The organism is Peribacillus sp. FSL R5-0717 (assembly GCF_038002945.1).
Lineage (GTDB): Bacteria > Bacillota > Bacilli > Bacillales > DSM-1321 > Peribacillus > Peribacillus frigoritolerans.
Window position 1 is genome coordinate 1,802,827 of record NZ_JBBOOF010000001.1, and the last position, 14,203, is coordinate 1,817,029.

The 14,203-nt window shown below is 36.7% G+C and carries 12 protein-coding genes and 2 pseudogenes; 9 read left to right on the forward strand and 5 right to left on the reverse strand.

Features of this window, described 5'->3' with window-relative positions; genetic code table 11:
- Positions 1–26: 26 nt before the first annotated feature.
- The 3 genes from NYE65_RS08760 to NYE65_RS08770 are packed head-to-tail and all read left to right on the forward strand — an operon-like array spanning position 27 to position 1,367.
- The gene (locus NYE65_RS08760; RefSeq protein WP_340860571.1) at positions 27–368 is read left to right on the forward strand and encodes a PadR family transcriptional regulator; all 342 of its coding nucleotides are present in this window, start codon (positions 27–29) and stop codon (positions 366–368) included.
- On the forward strand, positions 361–843 hold the full coding sequence (locus tag NYE65_RS08765) for a hypothetical protein (protein ID WP_340860573.1): 483 nt from the start codon (positions 361–363) through the stop codon (positions 841–843). The genes NYE65_RS08760 and NYE65_RS08765 overlap by 8 nt, the downstream gene beginning before the upstream one ends.
- Positions 840–1,367, forward strand: a complete 528-nt coding sequence (locus tag NYE65_RS08770; RefSeq protein WP_328178683.1) for a permease — start codon at positions 840–842, stop codon at positions 1,365–1,367. The genes NYE65_RS08765 and NYE65_RS08770 overlap by 4 nt, the downstream gene beginning before the upstream one ends.
- 612 nt (positions 1,368–1,979) lie before the next feature.
- Here NYE65_RS08770 and NYE65_RS08775 read toward each other — a convergent pair.
- Positions 1,980–2,504, reverse strand: coding sequence for a GNAT family N-acetyltransferase (locus NYE65_RS08775; RefSeq protein ID WP_328178697.1), 525 nt, complete (start codon positions 2,502–2,504; stop codon positions 1,980–1,982).
- A gap of 345 nt (positions 2,505–2,849) precedes the next feature.
- Here NYE65_RS08775 and NYE65_RS08780 point away from each other — a divergent pair.
- The 4 genes and pseudogenes from NYE65_RS08780 to hutH all read left to right on the forward strand — a co-directional run.
- Positions 2,850–3,031: pseudogene (locus tag NYE65_RS08780) on the forward strand (IS6 family transposase); the annotation flags it as partial.
- A gap of 109 nt (positions 3,032–3,140) precedes the next feature.
- Complete coding sequence (locus tag NYE65_RS08785) at positions 3,141–4,637, forward strand: helix-turn-helix domain-containing protein (RefSeq protein WP_328178696.1); 1,497 nt, start codon at positions 3,141–3,143, stop codon at positions 4,635–4,637.
- 173 nt (positions 4,638–4,810) lie between these two features.
- A complete protein-coding gene (locus NYE65_RS08790; protein ID WP_340860576.1) occupies positions 4,811–6,175 on the forward strand; it encodes an MFS transporter in 1,365 nt (454 codons plus the stop codon).
- Positions 6,176–6,303: 128 nt separating this feature from the next.
- Positions 6,304–7,836, forward strand: a complete 1,533-nt coding sequence (gene hutH / locus NYE65_RS08795; RefSeq protein WP_340860578.1) for a histidine ammonia-lyase — start codon at positions 6,304–6,306, stop codon at positions 7,834–7,836.
- A gap of 219 nt (positions 7,837–8,055) precedes the next feature.
- On the opposite strand, the gene NYE65_RS08800 is transcribed toward hutH, so the two are convergent.
- Positions 8,056–8,493 (reverse strand): bleomycin resistance protein, encoded by a 438-nt coding sequence (locus NYE65_RS08800; protein WP_328178693.1) that lies wholly within the window; start codon positions 8,491–8,493, stop codon positions 8,056–8,058.
- Between the two features lie 322 nt (positions 8,494–8,815).
- Between NYE65_RS08800 and NYE65_RS08805 the strand changes: the two are divergent.
- Positions 8,816–9,297, forward strand: a pseudogene (locus NYE65_RS08805) (IS110 family transposase); the annotation flags it as partial.
- 183 nt (positions 9,298–9,480) lie between these two features.
- Here NYE65_RS08805 and NYE65_RS08810 read toward each other — a convergent pair.
- Both NYE65_RS08810 and NYE65_RS08815 read right to left on the reverse strand, forming a co-directional pair.
- The gene (locus NYE65_RS08810) at positions 9,481–10,203 is read right to left on the reverse strand and encodes an SDR family NAD(P)-dependent oxidoreductase (RefSeq protein WP_328178692.1); all 723 of its coding nucleotides are present in this window, start codon (positions 10,201–10,203) and stop codon (positions 9,481–9,483) included.
- Positions 10,204–10,628: 425 nt separating this feature from the next.
- Positions 10,629–10,823, reverse strand: a complete 195-nt coding sequence (locus tag NYE65_RS08815) for a CDGSH iron-sulfur domain-containing protein (protein ID WP_081109037.1) — start codon at positions 10,821–10,823, stop codon at positions 10,629–10,631.
- Positions 10,824–12,255: 1,432 nt separating this feature from the next.
- On the opposite strand from NYE65_RS08815, the gene NYE65_RS08820 reads away from it, so the two are divergent.
- Positions 12,256–12,747: a staygreen family protein gene (locus NYE65_RS08820; RefSeq protein WP_340860581.1), complete on the forward strand. Its 492-nt coding sequence runs from the start codon at positions 12,256–12,258 to the stop codon at positions 12,745–12,747.
- 560 nt (positions 12,748–13,307) lie between these two features.
- Here NYE65_RS08820 and NYE65_RS08825 read toward each other — a convergent pair.
- Entirely contained in the window at positions 13,308–14,159 is an 852-nt protein-coding gene (locus NYE65_RS08825) for a LysR family transcriptional regulator (protein WP_340860583.1), read from the reverse strand.
- Positions 14,160–14,203: the final 44 nt, after the last annotated feature.

The window sequence follows — 14,203 nt, forward strand, 5'->3', positions numbered from 1 at the left end:
ATTAATATTTGGAGGTTATATATTTCATGAAACATACAGGGAGACATACAGGTGCATTTCTATTGCTGTTTTTAACAGAGGGAGATAACTATGGAGGGAAACTTCTGAAAAAATGTGAGGAAGAGCTTCCCATCAATCCAATTGATAGTGCCATATTATATCGCACACTAAAAAAATTAGAGGAAGAAGGCGCTGTTGAGTCTTATTTGGATGCATCTGATCGAGATAAACCGATAAGGATGTACAAAATCACTACAGTTGGAAAAAGAAAATTAGAAGATTTTCAAATAGATATTGAGGGAAAAATTAAAAATTTAGCGTTCTTCCTAGAAAAATATAAAGAATGGAATGCTCAAAATAATGATTAGTGGAGTTATTCTATATACTATAGCCATTATTTATTTGGGTATTTCTTTTACAAAAGATAAACATAAAACAAAGGCAGCCTTATTAAGTTCATGGAAAATGTTTCGCAATGTTTTACCGGATTTATTAGCTATTATGCTTTTTGTTGGGCTAGCATTATCTTTATTGACACCGTCCCTTATTTCTTCAATTATTGGCGAAAATTCTGGCCTACTAGGCATCATTTATTCAACACTCATTGGCTCAATTGCTTTAGTTCCAAGCTTTATCGTCTTTCCTCTCGGAGATACATTAGTTCAAAATGGTGCTGCTCTTCCACAAGTAGCGGTATTAATGTCGACATTAATGTCTGTGGGACTTACAACTTTATCTATGGAACAAAAAACTTTTGGACGAAGTTTTGCTTATGCTCGAAATATTTCTGCCATAATAATGTCTCTTCTATTTGCATTGATTATTTGGGTGGTGATGACATGAACAAACTAAAAAGATTTCGGTTCTTTTTCATTTTATTATTAGGGCTTCTTCTAATTGCATTTATGAATCAAGCTATTGCTATGACAACAGTTCAATTAACTGGTAAAAGTATTTTGGATATGTTATTCCTACTTCCTCCTATATTTATATTAGTGGGATTATTGGATCAATGGGTAAAGAAAGAATCACTCATTCGATATATGGGTAAAAAATCAGGTATATATGGTGTCTTCTTCACCTTATTATTAGCAACAGTAGCTGCAGGTCCTCTTTATATAGCCTTTCCAATTGCAGTACTTTTATTGAAAAAAGGAGCCAGTGTCCGCTATATAGTGTTTTTCTTAGGCGCTTGGTCAACAGTGAAATTGCCAGTTCTAGTATATGAATTCACTTCATTTGGTCCTAAATTTACACTTATTCACATTTGTTTTGGCCTCGTGTTTTACTATTTAACAGGAATTCTTTTTGAAAAAATTTATGGTCAACAAAAATTGTTAAGGTATGATATAACTAAGGAAGTATAGATTCAAATCAATAAGTCTTTGAGCCCCTCAATCCCAGATTCTTTTGTAGCTGTAGCTTTTAAATTTTTAATATTCCATTAGGATCCGGACCTTTTATGAAAAACACTAGGGAAATAAGTTGAAAAATCTCTTGAGATTATTCACTTGTCGCTACTGGACTTGTCTTCAAAATTGCTCATGAATACCGGCATTTTCCGTTAACCCTGCACTTACAACGGACTACTGTATGCAGCAAAAGGTTAGAGGATTCAGTATTTACTGAATCCCCTTTTTAATTCCCTTATTAAATTAACCTGTCCCGATAGTTGCATAAAGAAAAAGCTCTGCCTTAAAGACAGCTTTGATCTTCAGCTAACGCACCCTTTAGTTCTGGCATACGCAATATACCGAATTGGGATGGGTGATCCCCATATGGTATATGAAAAACTTCTTCTGTCATTTAAAAACCCCATTCACTATTAAGTACCTTTATTTTCTTCTAAACCATGCCACTTCTTTAATTCAATAAGAATAACCACACTTCCTTCTTGAAGTATGGTACTTGTTAGCTTTATCAGTCTTTATATTTTGTTCAACTAACCTGCCCCTTTAGTTCCATAAGAAAAAGCTGCCTTAAAGACAGCTCTGATCTTCAGCTAACGTTAGAACCATCAAATCCTCATCAAAATAGTGCCCATTATACTTTAAGGCATTTCGTTCTGTACCATATACTTCAAATCCTAAAGACTTATATAGTTTCTTTGCGGAGTCATTATCAGATACAACAGTTAAATTTATTTGTTCCAATCCATCAGAATTCTTTGCCTTACTTATAAGTTCATTCATTAATGATTTCCCTAAACCCTGACCTCGATTGCCTGGAGCTACGTACATTCCAAAAACATTCCCTTTATGTTTGGTTTTGAGATCGTTTTCACGTATAAAAGTAACAATTCCAACTAAAGATTTTCTATTATCAAAAGCACCTACAATGAACTTGTCCCTTATTGGTTTTATTCGCTCCTTTACCGTTTCTAATGAAAATCCCACCTCTCTCTCATATGTTGAACCAAATGCTTCTGGGTTAATTTTCAATGCATTTAATCGCACTTCCTGGTATAAATGGGCATCGGACTCTTTTAAAATACGAATATTCATTAGCTACTCCCTCAGTTTATTTTGCATGAAACTTTGAATAGAAGAGTTTTCTATACGATTAAGTTTGTATAAAGCATTCTATTTATTGCTACGAATATCCTCCTTGAGCTAACCTGCCCCTTTATTAGTTCCATACAAAAAAGCTGCCTTAAAGACAGCTTCGATCTTCAGCTAACTTACATCCTTCTTACACTAACCTGCCCCGTTCGTATTATAAGGTCAGCCGTTATTTCTGGTTGAACAATTTTTATATCGATATGATAACGGTAGCCGGGGTAGAACGTACCTGCTCGTGGGACATGATCTGAAAATTTTAGAGAAAGATATTGACATCCTATTAGCTGGTATCGTTTCATTAAGAAGCGTGTGCGTTAATGCTGGGATTCAAGACGTAGGGAATACCAACTTCTATATTGAGTGTTATTAAAGCGATACACACGATGAAAAAAGGACAACTTCACCAACATGTGAAATCTGTCAAAAAAGATGTCAAATTCATACATAAGTTGTTTGGAATTTCATCATAATCTGTTTTTTGCATCAGAACCCTTAATCTGATAGACACTGTAGTGATGAAAATAAGCTTGGTTTGGCGATAATTAATAAGAAAAAATCTATCATTAAGGGAGTACCTGTATGGTTAAATTGTTAATTGCTGATCGCGATCAAAATGAACGAACAGGGATTGGATGGCTAGTTTCTTCGTTTTCGATTCCGTTTGATCATATTCTATTAGCAGGCTCAGTATCTGAGGTATTTCATCTAATAGAGGCCGAAGTACCAGATGTTGTTTGCATTGAACTCGATATGATTCCAAAGGATACGTGGGACAGCTTTAAGGAGGTGACCAAACGGTACATACAAAAGGTCATCGTCATGACGGCTGAAGCCACATTTGAACGTGCGCTTCAAGGCATCGAGCTTCATGCCTATGATCTATGGGTAAAACCTCAGTCGCCTGACCATATCAAACGAGTATTAACCCAGTGCTGCAAGGCCGTTTCAAAAACTGAGGAGAAACAAGAACCATCGGCTCAAATTGAGGTGCCTTCTGTATCTTACAGTTCTCTATTCGTACATCAAGAAACGTTAGGTGCCAATTTCCGATTAATGCTGATGCAGTTGGAAAATTCGAAGAAACAACCTATATTGCTATCTTTTTTGCAAGAGTATCCATTTAAGAACCGACCGGTTGTATTGCCGCTAAGCGACATGATTGTTTCTGTTTTTTCATTCGATAACCAGCAGCCACAACCACTCAAACAATTAAAGCACATAGGCAATCGGATTCTAACCGAATGGGAAGAGCAGTTTTCGGAGCCCATGTCACTAGTTTTATATGATACTAATGACCCGTTGCTTTCGTTAAATGAAAAATATCTTCATGCGAAGCAAGCGCTAGAAATTCGTTTTTTCAAAGGATATCGGCAGCTTTCGGTCATTGAGGATAAGGTGAACTGGGTTATGATCGATCCATTTTTATCCCCGTCTGAACAGCGCGAATGGATTGACATGCTGAACGAAGGTGATAGGGACAAAATTAAGCAGTGGATGTATAAAGAATTTTTGAATAAGGAAGATCCCTATCCCGAGCCAGGTTTATTGCGAACCCGGTTAACAAGCTTATTAGCCCAAGTCCGACGCTTCATGAAGTCATTTTACCTTGACGACGGGATGCTTGAGAGACGTTATCATCAAGTATTTGAATCCATCTTATACAATCCGATTCTATATAGGATCGTCCAGGAGTTATTGCTGTTCTTATATGAAGTTCTTGATCGGGCAAATAACAATCGAGAAAACGCTCGTACAAATGTGATTGAGCAGGCCATCCGGTACATTGAGGAGCATTTTACTAACCCAGAGCTAAGGCTTGAGGACGTTGCGAACCAAGTAAACAGAAGTCCAGCGTATTTTAGCTCGCTCTTAACAAAAAAACATGGAAGCTCGTTCCGACAGCTATTAACAAAGACACGGATAAACGAAGCGCAGCGTCTATTGATAGATACAAAACTCTCGATTCAAGATGTAGCAGATAAAACAGGATTTATAAATGCAAATTACTTTAGCAAAATTTTTAAGGAAAAAACCGGTACAACCCCTCGTTCATTTAGAAATCGTAAAAAAGTATAGAAATCTAAAATAATTATAGTTTTTAAATGTAAGCGCTTTACATTACACTTTAAATCCGAAAAAAATTAGAAAAATTCAAAAAATAGACGTCTGTTTTCAATCGCTTTCCTTCTCTAAACTAGAGAAGTAGGAAGTGTCCCAAAAATCAAATATTGAAAAGGGGAATGACGCTTATGACCGAACAAAAATTTAAGATGGATGACGCTCCACTTAACAAGTTCCATATGAAAATTACAGCGCTTACTTTTGGCTCAAATTTCTCTGATGGGTATGCTCTTGGGATTATTGGAGTGGCTCTTACTCTCCTTAGCCCACAAATGGAACTCAATTCGATGTGGGTAGGACTAATTGGAAGTTCTGCTTTGATCGGGCTCTTTTTCGGTAGTCTAGTACTTGGAGGGTTATCTGACCGCATAGGCAGACAGAAAATATTCCTGCTTAACTTCTTATTGGTCACTATAGCTTCGTTGCTGCAACTATTTGTGGATGGTCCCGTAGAGTTGTTAATTTTGCGGTTACTGATAGGTTTTGCTCTCGGAGGCGATTATGCAGTCGGATCGACTTTACTTGCCGAGTTCGCGCCTAGAAAGTATAGGGGGTTCTTACTGGCTTCTCTAAATGTGCTCTGGACGGTGGGTTACGTCTCTGCAACCATTGTCGGATATTATTTAGGACAAGCTGGTCCGGAATCATGGCGTTGGATGCTTGCTAGTGCTGCAATCCCTGCATTCATTGTGCTGCTACTGCGAATCGGAACGCCTGAATCACCACAATGGCTCATCAGCATGGGACGTATTGATGAAGCACGCCAAATCGTAAAGAAGTATATCGGGCCTAATGCGGAAATCGACGAAACTGTCATTGGGACTCAAAATAAAAATGGCTTTCGTGCTCTTTTTAACAAAAAATTTCGGAAGCGAACTGCTTTTGGAAGTCTATTTTATGTCTGTATTGTCATTCCGTACTTTGCCATCTACACATTCCTACCGTCTATCTTAAATAGTATGGGTTTAGCAGAAAACTTCACTGTAGACCTGTGGTTAAACATATTCCTAATATTGGGTTCGATTGCTGGTCTTTGGCTTATGGAGAAATTTTCTCGCAGAGGTTTCACGATTAGTACGTTTGCAATCCTGACCGTCTGCTTGCTTATGCTTAGCATTTTTCATGAACCAAAATTTTTAGTAATTCCGATTTTTCTGGCTTTTACTTTTATATTATCAGCAAATTCAAATCTTACGCTAACATATCCGGCAGAACTTTTCCCAACCGAAATTCGCGCATCAGGGGTTGGTTTTGTGACAGCGTTCAGCCGAATTGGTTCTGCTATAGGGACATTCCTCCTGCCCCTTAGTATGAACACTATAGGGTTGGATGCCTCGATGATTGGAATGACGGCTATTCTGTTAATAGGTACTATCATTTCGATAGCCTGGGCACCGGAGACAAAGTCACTATCTTTAAGCGAGGCAAGTAATCCTTTTAATGAAGTAAGTAATTCAAACTTAAACTCCTTGAACCATAAGAAGATTAATTGATATGAAAAGGAATATCATTCCAATTCACAAAAGTGTGGTCTCGTTGCGAAATTTTACTATTCCAATGGCTTAAGCATCATAAAAGTTAATGTTTGGTCAAGCCGCACAATATAGGAGATGAGTTTATTATGAAAACACAAGAAAAAGTAATGATTACTGACGATGATTTTAGTATTGGGGGTTTGATTTCAGTAGCAAGGCATCATGCCCCTTTGGAGCTGTCTATGAGTGTAAAGAAAAGAATTAGCCAAGGAAGGGATATAGTCGAGCGTTTTGTCGAGGAGGAGCGAGTAATATACGGAATTACGACCGGAGTCGGAGAGAATTCAAAAATTAAAATTTCAGCCTCTGATTCGAGAGAATTGCAAAAAAATATAATTATGAGTCATGCTTGCGGTATGGGGGATCCTTTGGAGAAGGAAATAGTAAGGGCAATTATGGTGATGATGATCAAAAATTTATCCCTTGGTTATTCTGGAGTAAGACTTGAAACGGTAGAAAGATTAGCAGAGATGGTGAATAAAGATGTCATACCATTTGTCCCTCGAGAAGGTTCCTTAGGTTACTTAAATCATCAGGCACATATCAGTTTGGTTCTTTTGGGGATGGGTGAGGCCTATAATCAGGGCGTACTAACAGATGGCGAGACGGCTTTGAAGAAGGCCGGAATCAAGCCAATCGAACTGCATGAAAAGGAAGGGCTTTCTTTGATTAATGGCACGGTAGATATGACTGCAATTGGCGCTCTGGCCGTTTATGATGCCATTAATGTTCTTAGGGCGGCAGACATTGTTTCGATAATCAGCTTTGAGGCGCTTAAAGGAACATACTATGCCTTTGATCCTAAAATTAGTAAAGTAAAACGTCATCCTGGACAAAAAAAGACAACTGATAATATTCATAAGCTAATAGAAAACAGTGAGATCGCGGAAAAATTTAAAGATTACCGCACACAAGATGCTCTTAGTATTAGGTCCATTCCACAAGTGCATGGAGCTTGTAAAGACGCTGTTGATTACGTTAGGACGATTGTGGAGAGAGAAATGAATTCAGCCTCAGATAATCCGTTGGTCTTTGATGATCAAGAGGGTGCAAGAGCGATATCCTCTTCCAATTGTCATGGAGAAGCGATAGCCTTAGCCATGGACTTTCTGGCAATCTCTCTATCTGAATTGGCCAATATTTCTGAACGAAGGATTTTTAGACTCGTCTCACCTCAGTATAGCGAGCTGCCCCCGTGTTTGATCGAGCAAAGTGGGCTTAACTCGGGCTATATGATTCCGCAATATGTCGCGGCGTCATTGGTTTCTAACAATAAGGTTTATTCACATCCGTCGTCTGTGGATTCCATTCCGACAACAGGGGGACAGGAAGATCATGTAAGCATGGGGACATCTGCAGCTTTAAAGGCACTGAAAGTAATCGCCAATACTGAAAAAGTGATTGGGATCGAATGGATGTGCAGCTGCCAGGGGATTGAATTCCTTCAGCCGTTACAGCCTGGAACAGGAACGACTGCAGCCTGCGATTTGTTTAGAAAATATGTGCCTCGCCTTGAGCAGGACAGAATTTTATACAAAGACATGCGTATAGCTGCGGAACTGGTTCATTCAGCAGAAATTGTAAAGCATGTAGAAGCAAAAATCGGTCCTTTGCTGTAGCTTTGAAACAAAGTTTGATCCAACTAATATAAGAAACCTTGATAAAATGAATAAATAGAAAGGGCATGTTTTGAAAAAAGATTAATCAAAACATGCCCTTATAATATTTAATTGGATCATTCTTTTATAAAAAAGATTGATTATTTTTGTGTTCCTTCATCAAATAACGCACCCTTTAGTTCATGAACGAGATTACATGCAGTTTTCCATTAAAACAAGTTAATCACCAACAACTGGAACTCCTTCATTTTCTCTTTCCCCCAAGCTTTGGACGAATCTTAATAAATATCCGTCTGGGTCCATGATTAAAAATTCCTTTTGTCCTCTTAATTTAGTATCTGCTCTATACCAATTCTTCTGAATTTCCATCTTAATCGGATACTGATGCTTTCTTAAACTCTTATATAATTCGTTAATATCACTTACCGTTATTTGAAAGTTAATTCCCCTCCCAAAAGGATATGATAACTCCCCTGTCTGCCAATAACCATTTATCTCTTCAATCATAATTTGACAGTCATTTAAAGATAGCATAGCGAATTTATCTTCTGGACGTTGATATTCTAACTTAAACGAGAGAATGTTTAAATAAAAATTAAGACTTTTATTTATATCTGAAACTGATAACTCTGGTACTAATGTATTTAGTCTAAACATCATATCTATCTCCATATCCAATTTTGTTAATAAATGTACCCCTTATTCTATCATTCCTTGTTCAACAATCCTGCCCCTTCGTATTATAAAGGTCAGCCAGTTATTTCTGGTTGAACAATTTTTATATCGATATATGATAACGGTAGCCGGGGTAGAACGTTCCTGCCCACGGGGCTTGGACCCCGTCAACTAAACAGTTCGCCCCCTACTTGTAGAAACTTGATTAGGCTGGTTGGGACTAGATCTCGTATAACAAGCGAAGCTATGATACTACAAGAAGGATTTAGGGGTACCGGCAATATTCTTTAGGAGGAGATAATAAATGAATCCAGTAATTGGTCTGGATGTAGCGAAAGGTGAAAGTCAGGTTCAAGCATTCTTGGAGAAGAAGAAGCCTTATCAAGGCAGTTTTAAAGTTACGCATACCATTGAAGGACTAGAAACACTCTTTCACTTCCTGAGAGAAATAGAAAATATAACGGGGATCAAACTTCCTATTGTATTGGAATCTAAGGGCATTATCATACGCCCGTTGTACAGTATTTTGAGGAGAGAGGTTACTTATTAATTATCGTTAACCCACTTATTTCTTATCGTGCGAAGAGCTCTATTTTACACAAAGTAAAGACAGATATAATTGATGCACATCACCTTTGCGAGCTGTACTATAAAGAGGAGCTAGAGCCTTATAAAAAACGTGGGATTTAACTCTTAAACCTTCGTAATCTTACAAGACAACACGAAAATATAACAGGTATTTATGTACAAACAAAATTACAAGTGCTTGATCAAGTTTTCCGTGAAGGAATTAAGATCAACTGTTAGTGTAACTATAGAATAAAGATTAAAAGGGAGCTGCAAACATTGATTCTAGGAAAATTAACTAGCTCCCATTTTGAAAAAAGATTGACCAAAATGGGAGCAGTATGTAGTACCGAATGATTAATTTTATAATATACGGAAAAACTTTATTCATATGCTATACAATTATGCATTTAAGTCTGTTATGGCAGGAATATTAATTTCCTTTACACATGAAACAGGCGATAAATTAATAACGCAATGGACAACGGCTACAATGTCTTGTACAGGAATACGTGTACCTTGATACAACATAATTGCCTTTTCTGCACCTTCTTCATATGGTACTTCAGCAGCAAGCTCTCCTGGATTAATACACGTTACAGAGATCATATCTTTTCTCACATGCTCTCGTAAAGCATTTGTAATACCACGTAAGCCAAATTTAGATGTGACAAATGAAACTTGTGCACTATTCGTATGATCTAAACCTGCTGTTGAACCAATTAATATAATTTTTCCATTTTCCGCCTGTCTTAAATTAGGTAAAAGCGCCTGAATATAAGTAATAGTGGAAGTTAAATTAATATTAATTAAGTTCGAAATATCCCCAACTTCATCCTTATCAAACGTATAGTCATCTTCAAAACCTCGCTTTTCCCATACTCCTACATTATAAATTAATACATCAATAGGAATGTCTTTTAAAGTTTCTTTTAAAGAAGGAATTTGTTGTTGACTAGATAAATCAATTGTGAGCCATTTACGATTTACGCCATCATTTACATCTAAACTAATTGGTCGTGTGCGTGACACCACCCATACTGTATCTCCCTTAGTGGGTAAACCTTTTACAAATGCATCGCCTAGCCCATGGCTTGCTCCAAATATAATAAAGTTCTTACTCATCCTATCACCCCTTCTAATAACTATACATCTTAAGTATCCCCTGATGTACGAAGACACAAAGATAAGTACATTGGGGACATGAATTTGAGTACATAGAGTTATTAATCCACTCAAAACCGCACCAATTCAATCTCTAAACTGTTTTGAGATACAAAATCGAGTACATTATAAACAATACAGTCATACAAATTTATCTGTAAACGCAAAGGGGAAGGCAATATCTATACCCTCCCCTTTTTCGAACAACATATATTTTTAATCTTCTTGATTATTTTATAAAAAAGTTTGATTATTTTTGTGATCCTTAATGAACTAACGCACCCGATAGTTCAACAACATACTCTTCGTAAAAGAAAAATGAATCGGGCGGCCTTTTGGGGTTCGATTTCCCAAAAGGGTGCCCTAAAGCTTCTGTCCCACTAGCTTTATTCTGCCCTAACTACGCTTTCGAAATTACTTTTGTGGGATCCGTCACAAAAAGGTTTATTATCGGAAAGTCCACATCTGCATAGGGAAAAGGCTTCTTTTGTTTCAATTTTATTCCCTTCACCATCGACTAGCTCTACATTCCCTGATACACGTAATGAACCATTATCATTAACTTTAATAGTAGCTATAATAAATCACCTCTTTTTTAAAACATTTTTGCCATGGGGGAATAACTTTAAACGATAAATAAGTTCTACTTCCTCAATATTATTTGATTGACATCCTGCAATTACCAAAAGAAGAAGTGTTATACCAATAAAAACACATCACATTTTATCGCCCTCCCCCTTATTTTTAGAGGATATTACTTTAAAAAGTTCCAAAAACCTTATTCTACTAACCTGATCCTTTAGCTGCATAAGAAACTTCTGTGGCGGCGATCCTGCCCCGTTAGTTCCATAAGACTTATTGTAGAGGTGACATATACTGTGACAAAAAAAAGACGGTTTTACCGTCTAATAGATTGCACTAGTTTTCTTAGTAAAATCAAAACTAATATTACGCAAAGAGAAGATAGAATTAATCCTGGAATTCCTATATTAGTTAACAAATTCACACCGCCTAATTAATACCATTACTAAATTTTAGGTGTTTTGATAAAAGTAGTCAATAGTCACGGTTCGAATAAGCTACGCTTCTAGAACTATCCTGCCCCGTTAGTTGAACATCTCCATAGCCTATTTAAACTGTTCATAATTTCCTTTGGATTAGAGATACCGTTCTCAATAAAAATAGTTGCCCAATCCTTAAACAATTTCATATAAGCTTCTTTATTCATATTTGAATTTAGGTGGGCTATTAGGCATACACCCAATCCAAGATTTGTCCCTGAGCATAAACTGGTTATAAGTCTAATTAAATAAGGAGTGAACCTCGAATTATGGTATATATACGACAAATGCTACCCTATGCCCTGAATCCCTGGGGTCTTCAAAATTGTTTGTATCGTTTCACGTATTTGTGGCTTAGAAACGGAGACAATTTCTGGTTTTTTTTAACGACTGTCGGGGAGTCAAGAGTTTATGGCTATAGGTTTTTCGGAGGAAGATGGAATCATTATTCGGTTGCTTTAAGAGATATTGTTTCCTTCCATTGTTCTCCACCGACTCCAACTCTATATTAAAACACCTCGCATGACCTTCGTAATCGTATCGTTCAGTCTTACTTTAGAAGCGAGTGGGCTTTCATAATCAGAGATCATTTTTTTTTGAATCTAATTCTGTAATCACCAGGTATCCGCCACCTGCGTGTTCCCTTCCATCACGTATAGAGCGTTAATCATTTCGGTTAGCGTTCTTTAAACTGAAATTAGAATAAATTCCCCAACGAACACAAGTTTAATCCTGAGGCTGCGTTAAACTAATCCTTTACTTGAATAAAGAAAAAGAACGCTGAAGCGATCATTCTTGAGCTAAAGCCATCGTTAGCCATCTATGAATCGTTATATCCTTCCTAGGCACCAATACAGTCATATAGTTATTGACCCACATAAAGTAATACATCTAAATTTATGTTTATCTATGGGAATCAAGCACATTGATTTTAAATATAGGGGGATTGTATATGTCCGTTTTTAATCCTCAGAAATTATCCGTCAAACTTATTCCACCTACCACTTTCGCTCAGCCAGTTGAAGGAAGAAAATATACTCTCACACATTCAGATATTACAGCAGAGTTATTTTTGGATATTGGATATATGTACAACTACAAATCCATTAACCCCAAAATGCGTGACGAAGTATTAGCAGAATGGAAAAAAGATTCACATGGTTGTTTAAATTTAATAGGAAAAGCGTATGTAGATGGTGGAGAGTTCAGTCAAAAATTTGCAGACACTCGTTTTAAAATATTAAAAAAAGAAATGGCTACAGCACTTAATGGAATTGTCTATGGTGATCGTCAATTTTACGTACACTATCCCCTCCTCGTCGATGCACCCATCTTTATCCATTACTTATCCATTTATCCGCAATATAGGCAGGTTGCTTTTTATGGTACACCACGCCAATATTTGAACCAAACTATCAAACAACCTGACCTTCCCCACCCTTAAAATTGACCCTAGCCACGCCTCCTCAATTCCAACTGTAAACCACAAGGCTTTTTGTAATGTAAATTTAAAACATTGGGGTAGAGACCCAATCATATAGGCTATTAATGCATATCCTTTATTGAATTGAAATGATAGAGGGAGGAATTGCTTTGATCAATGATTATTAACGCGTACGCCCAGGATTCGGATTTGGCTTAGGCTTCTTAGGTGGTCTTGCTGCTGGAGCATTATTGGCTCCAGGTCCTGGATTTGGATATTATTATCCACCCTACCCTTATTATCCACCATATCCTTACGATTTAAATTATAATATTCCATACTCTCCTTACTAAAATGCAAATATATAATAAGAAAAACGGAACGCCACTTCTTTGGCACTCCGTTTTTCAAACATTACTTTTGAGTTAAACAATGTAAATTTCAGTTTTTTCTCCATTAATAAAAAAACTCATTTACTTTTAGTATGGATCCAGTTCTTGATCCTAAACTAACCTGCCCCGTTAGTGCCATAAGAAAAAGGCTGCCTCAGCAACTCTAAAGATAAAACCCCTTTTTAATAATTAACCAATCGTCTTCAGAACATTTTTTAATTGTACGATATTGTTCTGGTCGCCGTCGTTTATCTTATAAACGAAAACGGTATTAATGACATTGTTAAAGCTTAATTTGTAATAGTGAATGTTTGTATAGTTATATAATTCTATAAGCTTAGTATTCAATACTGCAATGGTATTGCTGATTTGCAAAAAATCTTGGATACTGCTGATTGATTTTATTTCTTTTAATTTATATGGTATTTGATTATTCATAAGCCATTCGGTCACAGCTCTTGTATACATACAACCTATACTCAATACGAGCAATGTAATAGGTGTTTCCCAATCAAAATTGATGATATGGTCCTTACTTGAAATGACCTCGAATGTTTCAGTTGCAACGATTTCATAAGTTAAGTCGGGATATTTCTTAATAGGTTCACTAATGAGTGCACAATCTAATTCGGAATTGTGCACTTTTTGGTTTATGGCATTACTGGAATCTACGGCGAAATCCACTTCCATTTGAATGTCGTTCATATTCAAAGTATTCACGATATGGGCACCATAGATTTTCAAAGTTGTATGTGATGTGCCAAAATCCACTTTAGAGTTAGTTTGAATGGCACCAATGTTTTGTAAAAATTCTTCGTACTCTTGTGAAATAAGTTGAAGATAGTTTTTATACTGTATTCCTACGCTAGTGATTTTCAATCCTTGGGGCGTGCGTTTAAAAACAAGTTTTCCAATTTCCGACTCTATTTTTTTCACTTTAGCCGTAAGGGCGGATTGAGTATAGTTCGTGATTTCTGCAGACTTACTTAAATTTTGACGGTTTAATATTTCAATTTTCAATGCTATTTCTTTGATGTTCATATAGTTGGCACACCCTATAAAAAAAATTTATGACCCCTATCATT